The organism is Ruegeria sp. BC6, from assembly GCF_056539185.1.
This window is the reverse complement of record NZ_JBQFUM010000006.1, coordinates 80,104-103,483: the sequence shown is the minus strand read 5'-3', so window position 1 is coordinate 103,483 and position 23,380 is coordinate 80,104. Positions and strand designations below refer to the sequence as shown.

At 61.5% G+C, this 23,380-nt stretch carries 27 protein-coding genes; 12 read left to right on the top strand and 15 right to left on the bottom strand.

From position 1 onward, the window contains the following. Positions 1–95 precede the first annotated feature (95 nt). Positions 96–692: a LysE family translocator gene (locus tag ACR0MM_RS17050; protein WP_480697521.1), complete on the bottom strand. Its 597-nt coding sequence runs from the start codon at positions 690–692 to the stop codon at positions 96–98. 72 nt (positions 693–764) lie between these two features. Here ACR0MM_RS17050 and ACR0MM_RS17045 point away from each other — a divergent pair, with 72 nt between their 5' ends. Then, positions 765–1,217 (top strand): Lrp/AsnC family transcriptional regulator, encoded by a 453-nt coding sequence (locus ACR0MM_RS17045; RefSeq protein WP_480697519.1) that lies wholly within the window; start codon positions 765–767, stop codon positions 1,215–1,217. 119 nt (positions 1,218–1,336) lie between these two features. Next, positions 1,337–1,912 carry a PA14 domain-containing protein gene (locus tag ACR0MM_RS17040; protein ID WP_170343356.1) on the top strand — a complete coding sequence of 192 codons (576 nt, stop codon included), beginning with the start codon at positions 1,337–1,339 and terminating at the stop codon, positions 1,910–1,912. Positions 1,913–1,969: 57 nt separating this feature from the next. Here the strand turns inward: ACR0MM_RS17040 and ACR0MM_RS17035 are convergent, their stop codons facing one another. After that, positions 1,970–2,932 carry an L-malyl-CoA/beta-methylmalyl-CoA lyase gene (locus tag ACR0MM_RS17035; RefSeq protein WP_170453006.1) on the bottom strand — a complete coding sequence of 321 codons (963 nt, stop codon included), beginning with the start codon at positions 2,930–2,932 and terminating at the stop codon, positions 1,970–1,972. 293 nt (positions 2,933–3,225) lie between these two features. On the opposite strand from ACR0MM_RS17035, the gene dgcN reads away from it, so the two are divergent. From dgcN to ACR0MM_RS17020, 3 genes are all read left to right on the top strand, one after another. Next, positions 3,226–4,227: an N-acetyltransferase DgcN gene (gene dgcN, locus ACR0MM_RS17030; RefSeq protein ID WP_170593525.1), complete on the top strand. Its 1,002-nt coding sequence runs from the start codon at positions 3,226–3,228 to the stop codon at positions 4,225–4,227. A 72-nt stretch (positions 4,228–4,299) separates the two neighbouring features. After that, a complete protein-coding gene (gene dgcA, locus ACR0MM_RS17025; protein WP_170343359.1) occupies positions 4,300–5,265 on the top strand; it encodes an N-acetyl-D-Glu racemase DgcA in 966 nt (321 codons plus the stop codon). Between the two features lie 49 nt (positions 5,266–5,314). Next, positions 5,315–6,175 (top strand): D-amino-acid transaminase, encoded by an 861-nt coding sequence (locus ACR0MM_RS17020; RefSeq protein WP_170343360.1) that lies wholly within the window; start codon positions 5,315–5,317, stop codon positions 6,173–6,175. A 42-nt stretch (positions 6,176–6,217) separates the two neighbouring features. Here ACR0MM_RS17020 and ACR0MM_RS17015 read toward each other — a convergent pair whose 3' ends face one another. The 3 genes from ACR0MM_RS17015 to ACR0MM_RS17005 all read right to left on the bottom strand — a co-directional run bounded on the left by ACR0MM_RS17015 (position 6,218) and on the right by ACR0MM_RS17005 (position 7,669). Beyond that, positions 6,218–6,532 (bottom strand): DUF1244 domain-containing protein, encoded by a 315-nt coding sequence (locus ACR0MM_RS17015; RefSeq protein WP_170373306.1) that lies wholly within the window; start codon positions 6,530–6,532, stop codon positions 6,218–6,220. A 72-nt stretch (positions 6,533–6,604) separates the two neighbouring features. Beyond that, the gene (locus tag ACR0MM_RS17010; protein WP_005981131.1) at positions 6,605–6,844 is read right to left on the bottom strand and encodes a DUF6868 family protein; all 240 of its coding nucleotides are present in this window, start codon (positions 6,842–6,844) and stop codon (positions 6,605–6,607) included. Between the two features lie 87 nt (positions 6,845–6,931). Continuing rightward, positions 6,932–7,669, bottom strand: a complete 738-nt coding sequence (locus tag ACR0MM_RS17005) for an N-formylglutamate amidohydrolase (protein WP_480697515.1) — start codon at positions 7,667–7,669, stop codon at positions 6,932–6,934. A gap of 117 nt (positions 7,670–7,786) precedes the next feature. Between ACR0MM_RS17005 and pyk the strand changes: the two genes are divergently transcribed. Continuing rightward, positions 7,787–9,232 (top strand): pyruvate kinase, encoded by a 1,446-nt coding sequence (gene pyk / locus ACR0MM_RS17000; RefSeq protein WP_480697513.1) that lies wholly within the window; start codon positions 7,787–7,789, stop codon positions 9,230–9,232. A 2-nt stretch (positions 9,233–9,234) separates the two neighbouring features. Here pyk and ACR0MM_RS16995 read toward each other — a convergent pair whose 3' ends face one another. Then, on the bottom strand, positions 9,235–9,720 hold the full coding sequence (locus tag ACR0MM_RS16995) for an Lrp/AsnC family transcriptional regulator (protein WP_093965149.1): 486 nt from the start codon (positions 9,718–9,720) through the stop codon (positions 9,235–9,237). A 189-nt stretch (positions 9,721–9,909) separates the two neighbouring features. Between ACR0MM_RS16995 and ACR0MM_RS16990 the strand changes: the two genes are divergently transcribed. From ACR0MM_RS16990 to rplT, 4 genes are all read left to right on the top strand, one after another. Further along, positions 9,910–10,347 (top strand): universal stress protein, encoded by a 438-nt coding sequence (locus ACR0MM_RS16990; protein ID WP_480697511.1) that lies wholly within the window; start codon positions 9,910–9,912, stop codon positions 10,345–10,347. 14 nt (positions 10,348–10,361) lie between these two features. Beyond that, positions 10,362–11,912 carry an alanine/glycine:cation symporter family protein gene (locus ACR0MM_RS16985; protein ID WP_170380992.1) on the top strand — a complete coding sequence of 517 codons (1,551 nt, stop codon included), beginning with the start codon at positions 10,362–10,364 and terminating at the stop codon, positions 11,910–11,912. A 181-nt stretch (positions 11,913–12,093) separates the two neighbouring features. Further along, entirely contained in the window at positions 12,094–12,294 is a 201-nt protein-coding gene (gene rpmI, locus ACR0MM_RS16980) for a 50S ribosomal protein L35 (protein WP_039523697.1), read from the top strand. Between the two features lie 14 nt (positions 12,295–12,308). Beyond that, positions 12,309–12,674 (top strand): 50S ribosomal protein L20, encoded by a 366-nt coding sequence (gene rplT, locus ACR0MM_RS16975; RefSeq protein WP_093965154.1) that lies wholly within the window; start codon positions 12,309–12,311, stop codon positions 12,672–12,674. A gap of 55 nt (positions 12,675–12,729) precedes the next feature. Here rplT and ACR0MM_RS16970 read toward each other — a convergent pair whose 3' ends face one another. Together ACR0MM_RS16970 and ACR0MM_RS16965 are read right to left on the bottom strand one after the other, a co-directional pair. Continuing rightward, positions 12,730–13,500 (bottom strand): SGNH/GDSL hydrolase family protein, encoded by a 771-nt coding sequence (locus ACR0MM_RS16970; RefSeq protein WP_480697509.1) that lies wholly within the window; start codon positions 13,498–13,500, stop codon positions 12,730–12,732. Positions 13,501–13,629: 129 nt separating this feature from the next. Next, the gene (locus ACR0MM_RS16965) at positions 13,630–13,809 is read right to left on the bottom strand and encodes a hypothetical protein (RefSeq protein WP_170448817.1); all 180 of its coding nucleotides are present in this window, start codon (positions 13,807–13,809) and stop codon (positions 13,630–13,632) included. A gap of 171 nt (positions 13,810–13,980) precedes the next feature. Between ACR0MM_RS16965 and ACR0MM_RS16960 the strand changes: the two genes are divergently transcribed. Continuing rightward, positions 13,981–14,757: a methyltransferase domain-containing protein gene (locus ACR0MM_RS16960; RefSeq protein ID WP_480697507.1), complete on the top strand. Its 777-nt coding sequence runs from the start codon at positions 13,981–13,983 to the stop codon at positions 14,755–14,757. A gap of 121 nt (positions 14,758–14,878) precedes the next feature. On the opposite strand, the gene ACR0MM_RS16955 is transcribed toward ACR0MM_RS16960, so the two are convergent. Continuing rightward, on the bottom strand, positions 14,879–16,270 hold the full coding sequence (locus ACR0MM_RS16955) for an aminotransferase family protein (protein ID WP_480697505.1): 1,392 nt from the start codon (positions 16,268–16,270) through the stop codon (positions 14,879–14,881). A 222-nt stretch (positions 16,271–16,492) separates the two neighbouring features. Between ACR0MM_RS16955 and ACR0MM_RS16950 the strand changes: the two genes are divergently transcribed. Further along, positions 16,493–18,121 carry an acyl-CoA synthetase gene (locus ACR0MM_RS16950; protein WP_480697503.1) on the top strand — a complete coding sequence of 543 codons (1,629 nt, stop codon included), beginning with the start codon at positions 16,493–16,495 and terminating at the stop codon, positions 18,119–18,121. Here ACR0MM_RS16950 and ACR0MM_RS16945 read toward each other — a convergent pair. The 6 genes from ACR0MM_RS16945 to fahA all read right to left on the bottom strand — a co-directional run bounded on the left by ACR0MM_RS16945 (position 18,118) and on the right by fahA (position 23,344). Further along, positions 18,118–18,459 (bottom strand): DOPA 4,5-dioxygenase family protein, encoded by a 342-nt coding sequence (locus ACR0MM_RS16945; protein WP_480697501.1) that lies wholly within the window; start codon positions 18,457–18,459, stop codon positions 18,118–18,120. The two genes, ACR0MM_RS16950 and ACR0MM_RS16945, sit on opposite strands and share 4 nt — an antisense overlap. 90 nt (positions 18,460–18,549) lie before the next feature. Next, the gene (gene maiA / locus ACR0MM_RS16940) at positions 18,550–19,188 is read right to left on the bottom strand and encodes a maleylacetoacetate isomerase (RefSeq protein WP_480697499.1); all 639 of its coding nucleotides are present in this window, start codon (positions 19,186–19,188) and stop codon (positions 18,550–18,552) included. Further along, positions 19,185–19,376 (bottom strand): DUF2783 domain-containing protein, encoded by a 192-nt coding sequence (locus tag ACR0MM_RS16935; RefSeq protein ID WP_005981201.1) that lies wholly within the window; start codon positions 19,374–19,376, stop codon positions 19,185–19,187. Before ACR0MM_RS16935 ends, maiA begins: the two co-directional genes overlap by 4 nt. A 5-nt stretch (positions 19,377–19,381) precedes the next feature. Then, positions 19,382–20,992 carry an FAD-dependent oxidoreductase gene (locus ACR0MM_RS16930; protein WP_480697497.1) on the bottom strand — a complete coding sequence of 537 codons (1,611 nt, stop codon included), beginning with the start codon at positions 20,990–20,992 and terminating at the stop codon, positions 19,382–19,384. Between the two features lie 134 nt (positions 20,993–21,126). Next, on the bottom strand, positions 21,127–22,077 hold the full coding sequence (locus ACR0MM_RS16925; protein WP_480697495.1) for an MBL fold metallo-hydrolase: 951 nt from the start codon (positions 22,075–22,077) through the stop codon (positions 21,127–21,129). A 10-nt stretch (positions 22,078–22,087) separates the two neighbouring features. Then, positions 22,088–23,344, bottom strand: a complete 1,257-nt coding sequence (fahA, locus tag ACR0MM_RS16920) for a fumarylacetoacetase (RefSeq protein ID WP_480697493.1) — start codon at positions 23,342–23,344, stop codon at positions 22,088–22,090. Positions 23,345–23,380: the final 36 nt, after the last annotated feature.

The following is a 23,380-nucleotide window of genomic DNA, read 5'->3' as shown; positions in this document are numbered from 1 at the left end:
GCTATATGACCCGAGGTCGCCCCGGATGCAACTCGGCACCGCGTGTCGGGGTGCGTTTCCCCGCGCGCGTCGACATGGTACGCGTGCCTGCGACCTCAGCCTGGCCACAGCACAGGGTACAACGAAATCACCAGAAGAGCCGCCATCGACCAGTTGAACACGGTCAGACGTCGCCGGCTGGTCAGCACGCGTGCCATCTGCTGGCCCAGAACCGTCCAAGTGCTGACAGATGGCAAGTTCACGCAGCCGAATACAAGGGCAACCAGCGCAATGGCTTGCAGGGTCTGGCCCGGGGCATAGGCCGTCGTTGCCGTCAGCGCCATGGCCCAGGCTTTGGGGTTCACCCACTGAAACGCTGCCGCCTGCAGAAACGTCATGGGCCGTCCGACGTGCCCCGGGCCCTTGGCAGGAGCCGCATTGGCAATTCGCCACGCGAGGAATAGCAGATAGGCCACCGACGCGATTTTGAGGATCACGTGGCTGATGGGATAGGCCTCGAACACCTGCACCAATCCTGCGCCGACCAACAAAACCATCAGCATGAAACCCAGGCCGATACCCAGCATATGGGGGACTGTTCGCCGGAACCCGAAATTCGCCCCTGAGGCCATGAGCATCAGATTGTTCGGTCCCGGCGTGATGGACGAGACAAAGGCAAAGGCGACCAGCGCAAGTAGAATGTCGTAAGTCATGGCGCAAAGATCGCTCAGGTTTGGTCAAATGAAATTGCGATTTCGCGCTCGATTACATAAAGCTTGCAACAAATGGCGAATATTGACCTCAAGAATCAGCAAATATTGCAAGAGCTGGCCCGGAATGGCCGGATCAGCAACCTTGAACTGGCGGACCGCGTAGGGCTTTCGCCGTCTGCCTGTCTGCGCCGGGTTCAAGAGCTTGAGCGGTCGGGCATTATCAGCGGGTATCGCGCCGTTTTGAACCCTGCGGCGATGGGCGTCGGTTTTGTCGCCTATATCGGCGTCGGACTGGGTGAGCATACAAAGGCCGCTCAGGAAGGTTTTGAAAAAGCGGTGCAATTGGCGCCCGAAGTGGTCGAATGCCACAACATCACCGGTACGATCGAATACTTGCTGCGGGTGGAATGCGCCGACCTGTCGGCCTACAAGACCTTCCATACCGACGTATTGGGCACGTTGCCCCATGTCACCTCGATCACGTCCTACGTGGTCATGGGATCCCCGAAAGACCTGCGGGCCTGAGCTTGAGCCCACTGCCGCTAGGGCCTTGCAGGCATGTGTATCCCGGAATATCGTCGGCCTGAAAGCGCCAGAAATTCGGCATCAGATCGAACAGTGCGCGATGTCAGGGAGACACGATCATGAGTTTTGTTCGGACAGGCGCATTGGCGGCCGTGGTGGCGATTGTCGCCGGTGCCGCATTTGCCGCGCCTTTGAAATTGCAGCCCGCCAACCCGCAGCCCAATCCCAAGGCGGGGTTGAACGTGAAATATGTGGGGCAGGGTACTCAGAGAAAGATCCGCGATCTGAGCCAGGCCAAAAGCGTATTGTCCAAGGCCAAGCCGGGCAAGCCACTGCGCGGGCTGGACTATGCCGACACCAACAAGGGCGAGCCGGTTTTGACATTCACGGACCCCTACAATGTTGCCGCTGAAATCACCGGGTACATGCGCTTTGATTCTCCGGGCATTTACGAGCTTGAAACCTGGTCCAATGACGGGATCGAGGCCTATGTCGGTGGCCAGCAGATCGGCCGTGTCACCGGGATCCAGGGGTGCGAAGCCAACCAGCGCACCGAGGTCGAGGTTCCAAAGGCGGGCTGGTACCCTCTGAAGATCATCTATTTCCAGAAGCTGGGAACGTCCTGCCTGATGATGAAATCCGGCAAGCAGGGTGAGAAATTTACCTGGACCCCAAACAACGTGTTCGGCCGCTGAGGCCAACCGAAGTCAGGAAAAGGCGCTCGAAACGAGCGCCTTTTTTTGAAGCCCCCATCAGCCGTTTGCGGCGATCAGTTCCGCCTGTGCCACGATCACCTCGGCCTGCTTGATCGAGGCGATGTCGACCAGCCGCCCCTTGTAGACCGTGGCGCCTTCGCCATTGGCCTTGGCTTGCTCCATCGCGGCCAGGATCTCGCGCGCTTCGGCCACCGCCTCGTCCGACGGGGTGAAGACTTGATTGGCCAGCGCGATCTGCTTGGGGTGGATCGCCCATTTGCCGACCATGCCCAGCGTCGCCGAACGGCGCGCTTGCGCGATATAGCCTTCGTCGTCCGAGAAGTCGCCGAACGGACCGTCGACCGGCAGCACCCCATGGGTGCGGCAGGCCGCCACGATGGCCGCCTGCGCCCAGTGCCACGGGTCCGACCAGTATTTCTGTCCTTCGCGCAGCATGTAATAGTTTTCCTGCGTGCCGCCGATTCCCGTGGTCTGCATCCCCATCGAGGCGGCGAAATCGGCCGCGCCCAGGCTCATGGCCTGCAGGCGTGGGGAGGAGGCCGCGATTTCCTCGACATGGGCGATGCCGGCGGCGGATTCGATGATGACTTCAAAGCTGATGGGCTTGGTGCGGCCCTTCGCGCGTTCGATCGCAGTGACCAAGGCGTCAACCGCATAGACATCCTCGGCGCAGCCCACCTTGGGGATCATGATCTGATCCAGCCGGTCGCTGGCCTGTTCCAGCAGGTCAACGACATCGCGGTACCAATAGGGCGTATCCAGCCCGTTGATGCGCACCGACATGTACTTGTTTCCCCAGTCCACGGTGTTCAGCGCCTCGATCACATTGGCGCGGGCGGTGTCCTTGTCGGACGGGGCCACCGAATCTTCGAGGTCGAGGTTGATCACGTCCGCGGCCGAGGCGGCCATCTTGGGGAACAGCTTGGTGTTGGAACCGGGGCCGAACAGCTGACAGCGGTTTGGTCGCGCCGGGGCGGCGGGTTGGATACGAAAGCTCATCGGCACCTCGCTGGGTAATGAAATTGCGATTTCAGTTGGCAATTGGGTATTAAATTGCGCGACCCTGCGCAAGCCTGATTGTGCAACTGCGGCAATGCTGTTGCAGAAAGCTGTGCGCAACCCCCGGAACGCGGCGGTCAAAGTTTCATCGTTTTGAAAATTTCGAAGCTTTTTGCGCCGCGCGGGGGAATCTTGCAAAATTCTCCGGTCGAGGTGCGGGAGGTCGGAGGAAAACGAGAAACGCTCGTTGACGGCCTTCAATAGGTTGGGGCGGAAGAAAAGGAGAGCGCGCGATGATCGAGACACCGTATCTGCTGTTTTTGGGCGATGCCCCCGACCAACTGGCCGCCAAGGTCGCGATCGGCATTCGGGATTGGCGCCCGGAAAACGCCGTGGGTCAGCTACGGATGGATGGCTGCAAGGCCGATCTGGGCCTGACCGACATGACCCTGGCCGAAGGCAAGGCCGCCGGCGCCAAGACGCTGGTGATCGGTGTCGCGAACCGCGGTGGCGTCATCAGCCAGGCCTGGAAAGAGGTCCTGATCGCCGCGCTGGAAATGGGCTATGACCTGGCCTCGGGCCTGCACAACCTGCTGCGCGACGAAGGCGATCTGGTGGCCGCGGCCCAGACCCATGGATGCACCCTGCATGACGTTCGCGTGCCCACGGTGGGCTATCCGATCGCCAACGGGCGCAAGCGCAGCGGCAAGCGCTGTCTTGCGGTGGGCACCGATTGTTCGGCGGGCAAGATGTACACGGCCATGTCGATGGATGCCGAGATGCGCAAGCGCGGCATGAAATCGACCTTCCGCGCCACCGGCCAGACCGGCATTCTGATCACCGGGCAGGGCGTTCCGCTGGACGCCGTGGTGGCCGATTTCATGGCCGGTTCCGTCGAGTACCTGACGCCCGAGAACGATCCCGATCACTGGGATCACATCGAGGGGCAGGGGTCGCTGTTCCATGTCTCGTATTCCGGCGTGACCATGGCTTTGATCCATGGCGGTCAGCCGGATGCTCTGGTTCTGTGCCACGAGCCGACCCGCACCCATATGCGCGGTCTGCCGGAATACTCTTTGCCGACGCTGGAACAGCTGCGCGACACGGCCCTGCCTTTGGCGCGCGTGGCGAACCCCGCCTGTCAGGTCGCGGGTGTGTCGATCAACACGCAGCACCTGAGCGAGGAGGACGCGAAAGCCTACATCGCCAAGGTCGAGGCCGAGATGGGCCTGCCGACCACGGATCCGTACCGGTTCGGCGCGGGCAAGCTGGTGGACGCGCTGGCCGCGATGTGATCCAACCGGGGCGCCGATGGCGGGGATACCTGCCTCCGGCGCTGGAAACTGCAAAAACAAAGGAGGGCGCGCGTGCAGATCGACGTCTCTCGTGATGTGTTCCGGCTGGCGCAGGTGTTCACCATCTCGCGCGGGTCGCGGACCGAGGCCAAAGTACTGACGGTGCGCCTGACGGATGGGACGCATCAGGGTTGGGGTGAATGTGTGCCCTATGCCCGGTATGACGAAACGCTGGAGTCGGTCGAGGCCGAGATCCGCGGTTTGCCAGAGGCCTTCACGCGCCAGTCGCTGATGGACCTGCTGCCCGCCGGTGCCGCGCGCAATGCGGTCGATTGCGCCCTGTGGGACCTTGAGGCGAAGCGCGCGGGCAAGCGCGCTTGGGAACTGGCCGGCCTGCCCGCGCCCAAACCCGAGATCACTGCCTATACCCTGTCGCTGGACACGCCCGACGCCATGCGGGCGCAGGCGGCGAAGAACGCGCATCGTCCGCTGTTGAAGATCAAGCTGGGCACGCCCGACGACATGCCGCGGCTCGAGGCCGTGCGAGCCGGGGCACGGGATGCAAAGATCATCGTGGATGCCAACGAGGGCTGGTCGGCCGAGGTCTATGCCGATCTGGCGCCGCATCTGGTGCGTTTGGGCGTCGCGTTGGTCGAACAGCCGCTGCCCGCCGGCGATGACGAGGCGCTGATCGGACTCGATCGCCCGGTGCCGGTCTGCGCCGACGAGAGCTGCCACGATCGCGCCAGCCTGCCCGGTCTGAAGGGCAAATATGACGTGATCAACATCAAGCTGGACAAGACCGGCGGTCTGACCGAGGCGCTGGAACTGCGCCGCGCAGCGCAGGCCGAGGGCTATGGCATCATGGTAGGCTGCATGGTCGGCAGCTCTTTGGCGATGGCACCTGCGACACTGGTGGCGCAGGGTGCGCTGGTGACGGACCTTGACGGCCCGCTTCTGTTGGCCGAAGACCGCGACACCCCGCTGGTTTTCGACGAGGCCGGAGTACACCCGCCGCAGGCGGCGCTCTGGGGGTGACGCGCTGAGGCGAGGAATGGGCGCAGACCAAGGACGAGAAGGATATGACATGACCCGCACCGTTTACGTGAACGGCGAATACCTGCCCGAGACCGAAGCCAAGGTCTCGATCTTCGACCGAGGCTTTCTGATGGCGGATGCCGTCTATGAGGTGACCAGCGTGCTGGACGGCAAGCTGATCGACTTCGAGGGTCACGCGGTGCGCCTGAAGCGGTCTCTGGACGAATTACAGATGGCCGAACCCTGCACCAAGGACGAGCTGCTCGAAATCCACCGCAAGCTGGTCGAGCTGAACGGTATCAACGAGGGGCTGGTCTATCTGCAGGTCACCCGCGGCAGCGATGGCGACCGCGATTTTGTCTTCCCTTCGGCAGACACCAAGCCGACGCTGGTGCTGTTCACCCAGAACAAGCCCGGGCTGGCTGACAACCCGGCGGCGAAGAAAGGGGCCAAGATCATCTCGATCGAGGATATCCGCTGGGGCCGGCGCGACATCAAGACGGTGCAACTGCTGTACCCCTCCATGGGCAAGATGATGGCCAAGGCCGCAGGGTGCGATGATGCCTGGATGATCGAAGACGGGTATGTGACCGAAGGCACCAGCAACAACGCCTATATCGTCAAGAACGGCAAGATCGTTACCCGCCCGCTGTCGAACGACATCCTGCACGGGATTACCCGCAAGGCGGTACTGCGCATGGCGGCCGAGGCGCAGATGGAAGTCGAGGAGCGCCTGTTCACCATCGACGAAGCAAAAGAAGCCGACGAGGCCTTTACCACCTCGGCCAGCGCGTTCGTAATGCCTGTGGTCGAGATCGACGGCGTGGTGCTGGGCAACGGCACGCCGGGCCCGATCGCCACGCGGCTGCGCGAGATCTATCTGGACGAAAGCCTGAAGGCAGCGATCTGAATGCAAAGGCCCGCCGATCTGGCGGGCCTTTTCGTTAAGGCGTCAGTCTGTTTTGCCCACGTTCTCTTCGAACGCGACCTTGAAGGCGGCCTGTTTCTCGGGGCTGGCCTCGGTCTGGTATTTGGATTTCCACTCATCCATGGTCATGTCATAGAAAATCTCGCGGGCTTCGTCCTTGCCCATTTCGATGCCTTTTTCATTGGCGGCCTCCTGATACCACCGCGCCAGGCAGTTTCGGCAGAACCCGGCCAGGTTCATCATGTCGATGTTCTGAACGTCGGTGCGGTCCTGCATCAGGTGTTTCTGCAGACGGCGGAAAGCGGCGGCCTGAAGTTCGATCTCGGTCTGGCGGTCCATGGGCGGGCTCCGGTTTGAAGGGATTTGGTCCAGACCTAGCAAGCGCGGGGCCATTGCACAACGCGCGCCGGTTCAGACCAGCTTGAGGGCAATCCAGGGCATGAGGCAGAAGATCAGGGTCAGGATCTTGTAGTTCGCCAGATACTTGAAATAGGCCTTTCTGACCTCGGCCTTTTCCATCTGGAACATGCGGCCGTGAATGGCGGCGATGCGGTCCTGCAGGGCCACCACCATCAGAGTCGACAGCAGCAGGACCGCAAAGTTCAGAACGGTCATCCAGCCAAAAAAGGCTGTCAGGGTTTCAGGTGTCATGACGGCCTCCTTTCACCCCGGAAAATGGGGGCTGCCCGTGGGCCGCGCAAGGGCGCGGGCGTCGTTTGGTCGCGGATTTTTCCAGCGTTACAGCCCGCTTGCGGCCAGCGCATCGTTCAGGATTGGGGCCAGCCGCTCGGCCCAGGCGCGCTGCCCGGCATGATCGGCGATCAGGTCGTTGCGAAGCTCGATCAGCGCGTTGGGGCGACCAAAGGCGGTGGCGTGCCGGTCGATCGCATCCCCCGGCAACACGCCGGTGTAGGGTTCGTTGACGCCGACGCACAGATCCTCCTCGGCCCGCAGCCGGTTGATCAGCGGGGCCGAGAACCGTTCGTCCGCGGTGTGCAGGATGCCCACATGCCAGGGGCGCGGCGGGCGGCCCCGCAACTGGCGCGTGAAGGAATGCATCGACACAATCACGGCGTGGGGCAGGGCGGCCATCTTGGCCAGCGCCTCGTGATAGGGGCGATAGCACAGGTTCAGGCGCCGTTCGCGCTCGGCGGCGTCGGCATGACGGTTGGCCGGGATGATCGACCCGTCGTACAGTTTCATCAACAGGGTCGGGTCGTCCTCGCCCCGGTTCGGGTCGATCACCAGCCGCGAGAAATTGGCCGCGATCACCGGCGCGTTCAGGATCTCGCCCAGATGTTTCGACACCTCGTAGGCGCCCACGTCATAGGCGATGTGGCGCTCCATGTCCTCACGAGGGAGGCCCAGGTCGCCGCCGTTGATCTGCGGCGGTACGGTGTTGGTGGCGTGGTCGCACGTGATCAGCCAGCGGGACGGGCGATCCGCCCCGTGCACATAAAACGGAGTGTATGTCATGAGCCTGTCATCTAGTTTGCCGCAGGTGTAGGACAGTTGCCTCGGAAAGGGAATTGCGCAATAAGCAAACCGACCATTGTTTGCGGTAACATTCGACCATCAAGGAGAGCAAGATCGATGCGACGCCTGAGAAATGTGAAAATCGTGGCGACGCTGGGCCCGGCGTCCAACGACTATGATATGATCCGTGCTCTGCACGAGGCCGGCGCCGATGTTTTCCGCCTGAACATGAGCCATGGCAGCCACGACGAAATCCGTGAACGCCACCGGATCATTCGTCAGATCGAAAAGGATCTCGACAGTCCGATCGCCATTCTGGCTGACCTTCAAGGCCCGAAACTGCGGGTCGGTGTGTTTGCGAATGATGCAGAAGAGTTGGTCGAAGGTGCCGCGTTCCGTCTGGATCTGGACGAAACTCCGGGCGATGTCAGCCGGGTCTGCCTGCCGCATCCCGAGATTTTTCAGGCGTTGGAAGCGGGGGCGCATCTGCTGGTCAACGACGGCAAGATCCGGCTTGTGGTTGAGAAATGCGGCCCCGATTTCGCGGATTGCAAAGTTGAAATCGGCGGGACCATCTCGAACCGCAAGGGTGTGAACGTGCCCGACGTAGTACTGCCGCTGGCGGCCCTGTCGGAGAAGGACCGGGACGATCTGGAGTTCGTTTGCCAGCTGGGTGTCGACTGGCTTGCGCTAAGCTTCGTGCAGCGGGCCAAGGACGTGTACGAAGCGCGCGCCCTGGCCGACGGCCGCGCCGCCATCCTGTCCAAGATCGAAAAACCCGCCGCGGTCGAGGCGTTCGACGAAATTCTCGACGCATCGGACGGCATCATGGTCGCCCGTGGCGATCTGGGGGTCGAACTGCCGGTATCGGCCGTGCCTCCGATTCAAAAGCGACTGGTCCGCAAGTGCCGCGCCGCCGCCAAGCCGGTGATCGTTGCCACCCAGATGCTGGAAAGCATGATCGAAAGCCCGATTCCCACCCGCGCCGAAGTGTCGGACGTCGCCACCGCCATCTATGAGGGAACCGACGCCATCATGCTGAGCGCCGAGTCGGCCGCGGGCTCGTATCCGATCGAGGCCGTTCAGACCATGAACAAGGTCGCGATCGAGGTCGAAGCCGACCCAACATACAAACAGATCATCGACGCCTCGCGCCAGACCAAGGGAACGACCGTTGCCGACGGCATCGTGGCCGCGGCCCGTGAAATTGCCGAAAAGACCGACATCAAGGCGATCTGCTGCTTTACCCAAAGCGGTACCACCGCACTGCTCACCGCCCGCGAGCGTCCCGGTGTCCCGATCATCGCCATGACGTCGCTGCGGGGCACCGCGCGGCGTCTGTGCCTCAGCTGGGGCTGTCACTGCGTGATGACGCCCGAGCTCGAGCGGTTCAAAAGCGCCGTGGTCAATGCGGCGCGCGCGGCGCGTGCCAGCGGATTTGCCGGCGCCTCGGATCAGATCGTGGTGACCGCCGGTGTTCCGTTCAACGTGCCAGGCTCGACAAACATCCTGCGCGTCGCCCCCTGCGACGAGCGTCTGATCTACTCGACGGATCCCGAATAGGATCAGCCACCCGGTCCGCCGGGTCTTGCTTTGGCGCCGACAGGTTCTTTTACGGTTTCCATCACCGTGAAAGAGCTTGTCTGGTGTATCCCCGGAAGCTTGTTGATCTTGTCGCCCAAAACCGTTCGGAAATGCGCGATGTCGCGTGTCCGCACGGTCAGCATGTAGTCGAATGATCCGGCGACCATCAGGCAGGTTTCGATTTCAGGTACCCGTCGCACGGCCTCGTTGAAACGATCCAGCGAGTGTTCGGCTGTGGCCGTCAGCGAAACCTGCACCACCGTCAAGTGCCCCAGTCCCAGCCTCTCCTTGTCGATCACCGCGCTGTAGCCGGTGATGTACCCGCTCTTTTCCAGCCGTTTCACCCGCTCGGAACACGGCGTGTTGGTCAGGTTTACTCGGGCCGCCAGTTCGACTATTGGCAGGCGTCCATTGGCCTCGAGCTCGGCCAATATCCGTTGATCGATCTTATCCAAATCCCTGTCCATCAGGCAATTTCCCTGCGTTTTTGAGGTCTGGCGGCATATTTTCCTGAAAATAGACCGAAAAAATCTCCTTTTCCTAGTGATTTTTCCTGATACTTGACCGAAGGGCAGTCTTGTAAAACGAGTTCCAGGTTCCGGCTGCCCTGCCGGGGGCACGGGCCCCGGCCAAATCAACAAAAACGGAGGAACGAGATGACAACGAAAATTGTCATAGGACTGGACGGGACAGAGACCGGGGATCGCGCGGTCGGCTTTGCCAAGGATCTGGCAAGTCGGATTGGATCGTGTGAACTGCTGGTTGCCTATGTCATCGAATGGTCGCCCTATACTTTCCAAACTCCCGAGGAAAACGCCTTGCGGCACAAGCGGCGCGAGGAGGAGATCGCGCTTGCCACCAGCCGCGTGGTGGAACCCGCCGTCGAGGCCCTGAAGGCCGCAGGCTTCAGCGCCCGCGGTATTGTCCGCCATGGCGACGTGGCCGAGACGCTGAACGCGATCACGGTCGAAAACGGCGGCACTCAGATCATCGTCGGCCGCGCCTCGGCGGATGGGTTCAAGAAACGGCTGTTTGGAAGCTCGACTCAGAACTTGGTCATGCATGCCGACGTGCCTGTCACGGTCGTGAACTGAGCGGAGGGATTAGGATGAATATGCTTCAAAAACTGGGCCTTGGTGCGACCATGGCTCTGATGTCTGGCCCCGCTTTCGCGCAAGAGGCGCCCGGTCTGGACGAGAAGATCAATCAGGCTTTCGCGGATTTTACCGGCCCCTTCGTTAGCTTTATCTTCGCGCCGTTTCCGGGCACTGGATTCCCATGGATCGTGGGGTGGCTGGTCGTCGCGGCCACAGTGTTTTCGCTCTATTTTGCCTTTGTGCAATTCCGATTCTTCGGACACTCGATCAGCTTGGTTAAAGGCGATTACTCCGACCCCAATGACGCGGGTGAGGTCAGCCATTTTCAGGCCCTTGCCACCGCTTTGTCGGGGACCGTTGGTCTTGGGAACATCGCCGGTGTGGCGGTTGCCATCGGGATCGGTGGACCGGGTGCCACGTTCTGGATGATCGTCGCCGGCCTGCTGGGCATGGCGTCGAAATTCACCGAATGTACTTTGGGTGTGAAATACCGAAATGAATATGAAGACGGCACCGTTTCGGGTGGCCCGATGTATTACATGTCAAAGGGCTTTGCGGAACTGGGCCTGCCGGGCGGTAAAATCCTGGCCGTGCTGTTCTCGATCTTCTGTATCCTTGGCGCATTGGGCGGGGGCAACATGTTCCAGGCCAATCAGGCGCACCAGCAGATTGCTGGGATTGTCGGAGACTATCCAGGCTGGATCACAGGTTTGGTCTTTGCGGGCATCGTCTTTGCGGTGATCGTGGGTGGCCTGAAATCCATCGCGCGTGTGACCGAGAAAGTCGTGCCGTTCATGGGTGTCATGTACGTGCTGGCGGCGCTGGTTATCATCCTGATGCATGCAGACCAGATCGGGTGGGCCTTTGGTCAGATCTTCGCAGGTGCTTTCACCGGTCTCGGCGTTGCTGGCGGTATGGTCGGTGCGCTGATCCAGGGCTTCCGTCGTGCGGCGTTCTCGAACGAAGCAGGCGTGGGTTCCGCGGCGATTGCGCACTCAGCCGTACGGACCAAAGAACCGATCACGGAAGGCTTCGTCTCGCTGCTTGAGCCGTTCATCGACACGGTTGTGATCTGTACCATGACTGCGCTGGTGATCATCATCACCCAGCAGCTGATCGTTGATCCGGCAACCGGCAACTACATGCTGAACGAAGCGGGCAATGCGATTGCAACGGTCGACGGCAATACCGGCGTCAGCCTGACCTCGGCGGCCTTCGGCAGCGCGTTCAGCTGGTTCCCGTTCATTCTGGCGATTGCCGTGGTCCTGTTTGCCTTCTCGACCATGATCAGCTGGTCCTACTATGGCCTCAAGGCATGGACCTATCTGTTCGGCGAAGGCCACACCAAAGAGTTGGTCTTCAAGATCATCTTCTGCATCTTCGTTGTCATCGGTGCGGCGGCCAACCTTGGCCCGGTCATCGATTTCTCGGATGCGGCGATCTTTGCGATGGCGGTTGTGAACGTCTTTGCGCTCTACTTCCTGATGAAAGTGGTGCGTCAGGAGCTGGCGTCCTACTCCGAACGTCTGAAGAGCGGCGAAATCCGCAAATTCAGCCACTAAACACTTCACCGGGGCGGCCCTGTGCTGCCCCGGTGCCAAGGCCACTGCGAAAAGCGCAGATTCTGGGCCAAACCCCCTTGCCAGTATGACCGAACTTGCGTAAACGGCGCATCTGATCGCGTGACCGGCCGATGTGGCATGCCGAGTCGCGTTTCGGACCGAACCCTGAAAGGAGACGGAAATGCCAAAGATGAAGACAAAATCGAGCGCCAAGAAGCGCTTCAAGGTGACCGCGACCGGTAAGGTCATGTCGGCTCAGGCCGGCAAGCGGCACGGCATGATCAAGCGGACCAAAAAGTTCATCCGCGACGCCCGTGGCACCACCACCCTGTCCGCCCCCGACGCCAAGATCGTCAAGGGCTACATGCCCTACGACCGCTAAGAGGAGATACCGATATGTCCCGCGTTAAAGGTGGAACCGTAACTCACGCCCGTCACAAGAAGGTCATCAAGGCCGCCAAAGGTTACTATGGCCGCCGCAAGAACACCTTCAAGGTTGCCCGTCAGGCCGTCGACAAGGCGAACCAGTACGCAACCCGCGACCGCAAGAACCGCAAGCGCAACTTCCGCGCCCTGTGGATCCAGCGCATCAACGCCGCTGTTCGTTCGCATGACGAAGCTCTGACCTATTCCCGCTTCATCAACGGCCTGAACCTGGCCGGTATCGAAGTGGACCGCAAAGTCCTGGCCGACCTGGCCGTGCACGAACCGGAAGCGTTCGGCGCGATCGTCGCCAAGGCACAGGCCGCTCTGGCTGCCTGATCCTCTTTCGAGAGACAGTGAAAGAAAGGCCGTCCCGTTCGGGGCGGCTTTTGTGTTACGAAAGGCGCGTTCCCAACAGTTCTTTGGCCTTATTGGCAATAGCCTGTGCGAATCCGCTTTCAACTTCAGGGGCCAGCCTTAGATGGATATCAGTCCCTCCTGCGCAAAACGATGGTTTTGACAGCCCGGGACGTTCCTTCAGACCAGTTGTCTCACGTAAGTCGACGTATGGGAAGTTTCTTGCCTGAGCTGCGTCGCTCAGAGCCGTGGTGAGCTGAGTGTTGAGCTGACGGTGAACGTCGGTTGTGATCTTACGCAGACGCAGGGCCCGCACCACCTGCCGTTGCATAAGGCCGAGTTCCTGATGAAGGTTTCTGGCGACCATTCGGTGCAAGGCTGCCGTTTCGTGCAGTGTCGAAGTGTTCAGTCCTTTTATTAAAAACGGCCGACCATCCGCGACATCTTTGCAGGCGTCAAGATAGGAACCCAATTTAGCAATCCGCGTCTCAAGAGCGCTTTCCAAATTAATAGAATCGCGCAGGGCAACGAAGTAACAGCTTAGTTCAGCGTCAACTTGCCCGAACCCAAAAACCAAAAAATCAGGGTTCAGGCGCTTTATTGCTTTGGTTGCTTTCGCAAAAGGCGAGTTTTGATGATCCTTTTGTCGAAATCCAGCAGCGGTAGCGCCTTTTAGGCTCAATAGGTAGGTCGCCCTGAAACCGGGTACTTCGGCGGGACAAAGGCGGCCATACTTAAAACGGGAGTTTTCAGGCTTTGAGCCGATGAGACGAGTGTGTGAATCCCCGATGCACAATAGGGCAGACATGGCAGGCCTTGGGACAAATTACATGTTTGTTGCAGTTTCATCCGGCGATGTAGTTAAGTTGCTTAGTACCCAATAGCAGAAAAGATCGACGACGAAACCTACTGGTCAATCCGTTGATTGCTGGGGGTGCTATTTGGGGCCCTTCTTCATCAATTGCGCTGCAAACGCCACGCCATTTCCGGGTCCGGCATAAGTCACCATGATTACATCATCCAGGAAGACCCCGTTGAATACTCCCGACGACACGGTTTCCCATGAAATCCTCGCTTCGGCCAGAACAAAGCGTGTGGTGTCGTCGCTTGGGTGCATGCCCCTCTGGCCTCCTGATCCCTATTCGCTAAACAGTGAAAGAAAAGCCGCCCCACTAGGTGCGGCTTTTCTTGATGCCTGAGTGCCGCCTTTTTGCGAAGGCAGACAATCAGACCAAAAACCGCTAGGCTTGCGCGTGCCGAATTGACCAACAATGGTTTTGCGAGTCCCATGCTTGAATTTGATGCAGCAACAACGCGTCTACTCGATAGCGTGTATCAAGGTGCCGATGTCACCCGGCGGCGGCGAGGGTCTTTTGACGCGTTGCGACCAGCCCCGGGTGATACCATTGCGGACGTTGGATGCGGCAACGGTCTTTTGACAGCAGAGCTCGCGCGGGCGGTTGGTCCGACCGGGCGTGTTTTGGGGATCGATCCAAGTGAGGCGATGCGGAGTTCCGCCAAAAACCGCTGCCATGAATATGACTGGGTCCAGATCATAGAGGGTGAGGCAGGCCAACTTCCGGTCGAGGGTGCGTCACTCGACAAGGCGGTATCGGTTCAGGTTTACGAGTATTTAGACGACATTGCCGCCGCGGTGGCGGAGGCCCATCGCTGTCTCAGGACGGCTGGTCTGCTTGTCGTGGGCGACATCCATTTCGACAGTCTGGTTTGGTACAGTGATGATCCGGCAAGAATGGATCAGATGATAAAAGCCTGGGACGAGCACTTTGTCGGGAGAGACGTGCCCGCACGACTGCCACCGATATTGAGAGACGCGGGTTTCACTGTGGAAAGCATCACGCCGATCACGATTTGCGATAACGAACTCCGGCCAGACGGGCTGGCCAATATGATGATCACCCTGATGAAAAGGTTCGCGGAGTCCAACAAGCTCGTTCCGGATCAGGAAGCCAAGGAATGGGCGGATGAGCAGAGATCCTTGGCCGAGAGGGGCCGGTTTTTCTTTTCTCTAACCCATTTTGTCATCAGCGGGCGCAAATCCTAGAATTTTGGTCTGGATGCGCTGATTGAATCAAACAAAGGCTATTGCCTGAGCGAATGGAGCTCAAAAAAGAAACCGGCGCGAAGAACGCCGGCTTCACTTGGTCTTTTATCCCGCGCTGGGTTTACCCGAACGCACGCCCCAGTGCGCCATCAACCGCATCGGTGATTTGGTCGATGTCGTCCGCCGTGGCGATCAAAGCCGGAGAGAAGCATAGCGTGTTGTTGCGGCCGGGGACCGAGCGGTTGGTGACACCGATGATTACCCCTTGCGCCATGCAATCGGCCACGACCGCTTGGGCCAGCTTTTCATCCACCGGTTCTTTGGACGCCCGATCCGCGACCAGTTCGGCACCCAGGAACAGGCCCTTGCCGCGCACGTCGCCGATGACCTTGTGCTTGTCCATCAGTGCCTGCAGGTTGCCCATCATGCGATCCCCCATCGCGGCGCAATTGCCCAGCAGGTTCTCGTCTTCGATGATGCGCATGTTCTCGATCGCCGCCGCCGGCCCGGCGGTGCAGCCGCCAAAGGTCGAGATGTCGCGGAAATAGTTCATCGGGTCCGCGGCATCGTCTTTGAACATGTCGAAGACCTCCTCGGTGGTCACCATGCAGGCAATCGCGGCATAGCCCGAGGCCACGCCTTTGGCCATGGTCACGAAATCGGGTTTCACGCCGTATTGCTGGTACCCGAACCAGGTGCCCGTGCGACCCACGCCACAGACGACCTCGTCGATATGCAGCAGGATGTCGTACTTCTTGCAGATCTCCTGCACGCGCTGCCAATAGCCCTCGGGCGCTTCGATCACGCCGCCGCCGGCAGTCACCGGCTCAAGGCACAGCGCGCCCACGGTGTCGGGACCTTCGCGCAGGATCACGGCTTCGATCTGATTGGCGGCCCATTCGCCAAAGTTCTCGTCGGGCGCGCCGTCCAGTTCGTGCTTGCGGTATTCCATGCAGTGCGGCACGCGCACGAAATCCGGCGCAAAGGGGCCGTATTGCGCGTTGCGCTCATCCTGACCGCCCGCCGACATCGCCGCCAGGGTCGAGCCGTGATAATCGCGGTCGCGATACAGGATCTTGGTCTTCTTGCCGCCGTATTTCTTGTGGGCGATCTGGCGGACCATCTTGAACGCCTTCTCGTTCGCCTCGCTCCCCGAGTTGGTGTAGTAGACCCGGCTCATGCCTGGCATCTTCTCGATCAGCTTTTCGGCGAAAAGCGCCCCGGGGATCGAGCCCGCCGAGTTCGCAAAATAGCACAGCTTCATCAGCTGGTCGTAGACGGCCTTGCAGATGGATTCGCGGCCATAGCCCACGTTCACCGTCCATACGCCGCCCGAGACGGCATCCAGGTGTTCCTTGCCCTTTTGATCCCAGACGCGCATGCCCTTGCCTTCGACGATGATGCGCGGATCGTTCGTCTCAAACGGCTTGTGCTGGATCAAGTGGTGCCAGATATGGGCGCGGTCGGCCTCGACCACGCGGGAAAGATCGTTTTCGTTGAACGTGCCGTCCATGACATGTCCTTTCAGTAAGACGCGACGCGCGGGAATCACGATGCCCGGCGGGCGCGGATGAACCAGATACCGCAGATCAGCCCGAAAGCCCGGTACGCAGTAGGGCCAGATTACCCGATCGCGTAGCTCCAGTATATTCGTCTCGGGTATTTTTACGGGTTTGTTTTGCGGCAACCTTTGTGCTCAATACGAAAAATCCGACGAATTGGGGAGGAGAGGCGGATGGCGACCCACAGCATTTATCATCGCGATCTGGACAAAGGCTCGGCCAATTTCACGGCCTTGTCCCCGCTTAGTTATATCGAGCGGACGGCGGCCGTTTACCCTGACTATCCGGCCGTGGTCTATGGCGACCGGCGCCAAAGCTGGGCGCAGACCTATGCGCGCTGTCGCCGGTTGGCCAGCGCGTTGGCTGCGCGTGGGGTGGGAACGGGCGATACGGTGTCGATCATTGCCGCCAACATCCCCGAGATGTACGAGGCGCATTTCGGCATGCCGATGGCAGGCGCGGTGCTGAACACCATCAACACAAGGCTCGATGCCCCGATCATCGCCTTCATCCTGAACCACGCCGAATCCAAGGTGCTGCTGGTCGATCCCGAATTCTCGGGCGTGGTGAAGCTGGCGCTGGAGCAGGTGGATCGCGACATTCTGGTGATCGACATCGAGGATCCCAGTTTCGACGGCGGTGAGAAGCTGGGCGCGCTGACCTATGACGCGCTGCTGGCCGAGGGCGACCCGGAATTCGACTGGTCTCTGCCCGCCGATGAATGGGACGCGATCGCGCTGAACTATACCTCGGGCACCACGGGCAACCCCAAGGGTGTGGTCTATCACCACCGTGGCGCGGCGCTGAACGCCACGTCGAACATCCTGACATGGGGCATGCCGCAGCATTCGGTCTATCTGTGGACGCTGCCGATGTTCCACTGCAACGGCTGGTGTTTTCCGTGGACCATGGCCGCGAACGCGGGCACGTCTGTCTGCCTGCGTGCGGTGCGGGACGAGCCAATCTACAAGGCGTTCCGGGATGAGAAGGTCACCCATTTCTGCGGTGCGCCCATCGTGCTGAACATGCTGGCCAACGCACCCGATCACCTCAAGGATTTCGACCATGAAATCAAGGTGATGACCGCAGGCGCCCCGCCCCCCGCCGCGGTGATCGCGGCGATGGAGGGGATGGGGATCGAGGTCACTCATGTCTATGGCCTGACCGAAACCTACGGTCCGTCGGTTGTGTGCGCGTGGAAGGACGAATGGAACGACAAGCCTACCGACGAGCGCGCGGCGCTCAAGGTGCGGCAGGGGGTGAAATACGTGGCGCTGTCCGGGTTGATGGTGGCCGACCCCGAGACGATGGAGCCGGTCCCGGCCGATGGCGAGACCATGGGCGAGATCTTCATGCAGGGCAATATCGTGATGAAGGGCTATCTCAAGAACCCCGAGGCCACGCAGAAAGCGTTCCGCGGCGGCTGGTTCGCCTCGGGCGATCTGGGGGTGATGCATCCCGACGGCTATATCGCGCTGAAGGACCGGTCAAAGGACATCATCATCTCGGGGGGCGAGAACATCTCGTCGGTCGAGGTCGAGGATATCCTCTACAAGCACCCGGCGGTGATGGAGGCCGCCGTGGTCGCCAAACCGGACGAGAAATGGGGTGAGACGCCTTGCGCCTTTGTCGAGCTGAAGCCAGGCGCCGAGGCGACCGAGGCCGATCTGATCGCGTTCTGCCGCGACCACATGGCCCATTTCAAGGCACCCAAGACGGTGGTGTTCGGGCCGCTGCCCAAGACATCCACGGGCAAGATCCAGAAGTTCAAGCTCAGGGATCAGGCGCGGGCGCTGGGCTAGGCGCCCAGCCGGTCAAAGATCGACAGGTCCAGGTCCAGCATCTCGCCCATCCAGATCGCCCGGTCGCGGTGATCGGGCAGGTGCTGGCCGGTTTCAGGATGCGTGAACACGGTCAGCCCCTGCCGGTTGAGCATCAGCCATGGAATCACCTTGTCGAAGGCATCTGCGGCAAAACTCAACTGGCAGCTCCAGCGCGGATGGGGGCCGACATTGCGGCTGTGCATGTGGCCCATCTGGACGGGGAACAGGCGGGCAGCCACTTCGCAGACACGGCGGGCGGTCTCCTGCGTTTCGGCGTCGAAATAGACATGGGCGTGATAGCTGGTGATCTGTGGCATCGGGGGCCTCGTGCGGTGATTTCCGGCACAAGGCTAGGCCCGATCGGCGCCGGTGCACAGACGCATCGGCACACAGACCCTGTGCGCGGCTCAGCCCGGCGCGTGGGCGTCCGGGTGGGCCGCTGCAAAGGCAGGGAGGTCGGCACAGGCCGCCTCGACCGCCAGAATGCGTGGCATGTCCGACAGATCGACCTGCCAGCGCCGGGCGTTGTACATCTGCGGGATCAGGCAGAGATCGGCCAGCCCGGGCGCCGATCCCGTGCAATAAGGGGCCTGTTCGAACCCTTCCAGCATCGCCTCGAAGGCCAGTAGGCCGGGGCGGATGAAATGGCGCATCCAGTCGCCGGGCATGTCGCCCCGTCCGCCGCTCAACTGCGCGGCGTGGCGGGCGACCTTCAGGTTGCAGACCGGGTGTAGATCCACCGCGATGGCATGGGCCAGCGCTTGCGCCTTGGCTCGCGCAACCGGCTCGTCCGGCAGCAGGTTCAGGCCCCGTGTCCGGTCGAGATAGTCCAGAATGGCCAGCGACTGGGTCAGTTGCACGCCGTCGATCTCGAGCACGGGCACAAAGCCTTGCGGGTTGCGCGCCAGATGCGCGGGCGCGGTCTGCTCGCCCTTGACCAGATCGACGGTTTGCGCCCGATAGTCTATCCCGGCCAGGTTCAGCGCGATGCGCACCCGGTAGCTGGCCGAGGACCGCCAGTAGTCATACAGGACGACGTCGCTCATCGGGCTTTGGCCGCGTCGATCGCCTGTTTCAGGATGGCCCGGTCGCCGATATGGTTGGCCAGCACCAGCACCAGCCGCGCATTCAGCGCATCGCTTTCGGCCTTGTCCAGACCGTCGTGCGCGGCCAGCAGATCAGCATAGAAATCATCCGCGCCGTCGATATTCGGGGTGAGGATCAGTTCATCCATTGTGCCTACTCCTTGCCGATGGCCCGGCGGATCGCATGCCGGAACGCGTTGTCTTCATAGCTGTCGCGCCGTGCCGCCACATGCTGGTCGGGCCGGATCAGATAGACCGCACCTTCCGCGTCGCCCAGATACCGCCGCTTCAGCGCCAGCGTGCGGTCATCCTTGACCGACAGCGCCAGTCGCTCGACCGTCACGCCCTCTTCCTCGATCGTTTCCGGGGCGTCGGCGTCGATGGTCAGCAGGGTGAACTTGCCTGCCAGCTTGGGCAACAGGAATTCATCCCCCAGCGGCGCATCGGGGCAGGGCGAGCCGGGGCGCGTTTCGGCCGGGCCGCCCAGCGCATCCGCCGAATTCAGCGGCGATCCGCCATAGGTGCAGGGCACGCTCAGCCGACCCGAGTTCACCAGCGGGCGGGCGAACTCGTAGTGCTCACTCAGGTCCAGAACTGCGTCACGCAGGATGCGTGACATTTCCGATTTCGGCGTGATGAAATCGGTCGAGCGGGTCGAGTTCAGGATGTTCTCGTCCGCACCATGGATGCGCTCGACGTCATAGCTGTCCAGCAGGCTGTCGGGCGCGGTACCGTCCAGGACCATCTTCAGCTTCCAACACAGGTTGTCGGTGTCCTGCAGGCCCGAATTGGCCCCGCGCGCGCCGAAGGGGCTGACCTGATGGGCGCTGTCGCCGGCAAACAGGACGCGGCCGTGGCGGAACTTCTCCATCCGGCGGCACTGGAAGGTATAGATGCTGACCCATTCCAGCTCGAACTGGACATCCGCGCCCAGCATCGCCTTGAGGCGCGGGATCACGTTTTCGGGGCGCTTTTCACGCTCCTTGTCGATGTCCCAGCCCAGTTGCAGGTCGATGCGCCAGACGTTGTCGGGCTGTTTGTGCAGCAGGGCAGACTGGCCGCGGTTGAAGGGTGGGTCGAACCAGAACCAGCGCTCGGAGGGGAAATCGGCCTCCATGATCACGTCGGCGATCAGGAAGTTGTCCTCGAACACCCGGCCCACGAAATCCAGCCCCAGCATCCGGCGGGTGGGCGAATTGGCCCCGTCGCAGGCGATCAGCCAGTCGGCTTCGACGGTGTACGACCCCTCGGGCGTTTCCACCTCGAGTTTGACGTGGTCGTCATGGGTGCCGATCGCCTCGACCTTGTTGCGGCCACGGATCTCGATCGGCGCGCCCTGGGCCTGCAACGCGCGGACCCGTTCGACCATGAACTGCTCAAAGTAGTATTGCTGCAGGTTGATGAAGGCTGGATGGGCATAGCCCTCATCGGGCTGAAGGTTGAATTCATAGACCTTGCGGTCGTCGAAGAACACCTTGCCGGTGTTCCACAGCACGCCCTTGTCCTCCATCGGCCGGGCACACCCCAGCCGGTCGGCGATTTCCAGCGTGCGCTGGGCGAAACATATGGCGCGGCTGCCGAAACTGACCTTGTCGTTGTCGTCCAGCACCACCACCTCGACGCCCTGCTGGGCCAGGTCGATGGCGGCGGCCAGCCCGACCGGCCCTGCGCCGATCACGATCACCTGATGCCGCACCGGGGCGGGGGCATCCTGATCGGCGCTGCGGGCATAGGCATAGAGCGGCTGTTCAAAAATCTTGTTCATGGGCTCTCTCCCCAAGTTCTGTGCGCCGGGCGCACATTCCCTGCCCACCGGCGCGGGGCGCCGATGGCTCTCCTCCATGGTCGCATCGTTTTCAGGCCGGCAACACGATCTGGATCAAGTCGCCGGGCCATTTCTCAGCCTTGCAGGGCCTCCCACATCTCCAGATCGCGCTGGGCGGTCCAGATGCGCGGGGTGTCGATGCCGCGCGCTTCGTCATAGGCGCGGGCCACGTTAAAGGGCAGACAGTGTTCATAGATGGCGTAGTCCGAGAATTTCGGATCGCACTCCGCACGCACCGCGTCCCAAGCCTCTTTCAGGCTGCCGCCGCGTGCCGCCACCTTGGCCGCCGGGCGATAGGTGCTTTCGACGAAATCGCGGGTGTTCTCGATGGCGGCGTTCACCATTTCCTTGCCGACAAGCGCATCGCCGCGCCCCGGCGCGATGGCGTCCACGTCGAACCACTGGATCTGATCCAGCGTGTCGCCCCAGTCGCTGAAATGCCCGTCACCGCAATAGCAGGCCGAGTGATATTCGACGATGTCGCCGGTGAACATCACGTTCTGGTCGGGCACGTGGATCACGATGTCACCAGCGGTATGGGCCCGGCCCAGATGCATCAGATCGATCCGGCGGTTGCCCAGATAGACCGTCATCGTGTCGTTGAAGGTGGTGGTGGGCCAGGTCAGGCCGGGGATGTTCTCGTGCCCTTCGAACAGGCGCGGAAAGCGCTGGAACTCGCTATCCCAGTCCTCTTTCCCGCGTTCGACGACCATGGCGCGGGCCATGTCCGACATGATGATCTGCTGCGCGCCGAAGGCGCTGGCGCCCAGCACGCGGACCGCGTGGTAATGGGTCAGCGCCACATGGGTGATCGGCTTGTCGGTCACCGAACGGATGCAGTCGATCACCTTCTGTGCCAGGCGCGGCGTGGCCTGGGCCTCGACCACCATCACGCTGTCATCGCCGATGATCACGCCCGAGTTCGGGTCACCTTCGGCGGTGAAGGCATAGAGCCGTTCGCCCACCTCGGTGAACGAGATCTTCTTTTCGGTCATGTCCCCCTGGGACGCGAATGCCTTGGCCATGTGGCGCTCCTTATCGTACGTATGGATCTTCAAGGGCGGGCAGCACTGTGCCGGTGCAGTCGCCGAAACCGATCGTGTAGCCGTCGCCCCGGGCGGCGCCCTGCAGGGTCAGCGTGTCGCCGTCTTCGATGAAGCTGCGGGTTTCGCCGGTGTCCAGCGTGATCGGTTCCTTGCCGCCCCAGCTGAGTTCCAGCAGCGAGCCGCGGCTGGCTTTCGTCGGACCCGAAATCGTGCCCGAACCCAGCAGGTCGCCCACGTTCATCGGGCAGCCCGAGGTGGTGTGATGCGCCAGTTGCTGCGCCGAGGAATAATACATTTCCTTGTAGTTGGTGCGGGCGATGGTGGACACCGGTTTGCCCTCGGGCGCCATCGTCACCTCGAGCTCGATGTCATAGAGCATCGGGCCGCAGTCCTTGAGGTGGTCCAGCAACTCGACCTCACGCGGGGGCGTGTCGCAGCGGAACGGGTCCAGCGCGGCCTTGGTCACGATCCAGGGCGAAATCGAGGTGGCGGTGGCCTTGGCCTGGAACGGGCCCAGCGGCTGATATTCCCAGGCCTGGATGTCGCGCGCCGACCAGTCGTTCAGCAGGACATAGCCAAAGATGTGGTCGTCTGCCTCCTGCACGGTGATCGGGCCGTCGGACGGGGTGCCGACGATGGCCCCCATCTCCAGCTCGATGTCGAAGCGGCGGCTGGGCAGGAAGGCGGGTCGGTCATGGTCGGGCGATTTCAACTGCCCCCACGGGCGGCGGATATCGGTGCCCGAAACCACCACCGACGAGGCCCGTCCGTTGTAGCCGATGGGGATGTGCAGCCAGTTGGGTGGCAGCGCGTTTTCCGGGCCGCGGAACATGGTGCCCACATTGGTGGCGTGGTGCTTGCCCGCGTAGAAATCGGTGTATTCGCTGACGGCGAAGGGCATGTGCAGTTGGGCCTCGGCCTGCGGAACCAGCAGCGGTTCGACCTTGTCCTGTTCTTTTGATCCTTTGGCCAGCAGGGCAGTCAGTCGCTCGCGCAGCGCGGCCCAGACGGCCGGTCCCTGTTCCATCAACGGGTTCCAGAAGGGCAGGTCGAACAGCGGCTCGTCGCCCAGCGTGATCAGCCCTTCGGCCTCGGCGGCGGACACGTCGAGGATCATGTCCCCGATGGCCACGCCGCAGCGCGGTTCGGACCCTGCGGTCGAAAAGACGCCATAGGGCAGGTTGTTCAGCGGAAACGGGTGGTTCGCGTCATTGGCCGAGGCCACCCAGGATTTCATCAAAGGCATTGCGTTTCCTTGTGCGGTGCGGTGGCCGTGGGGCCA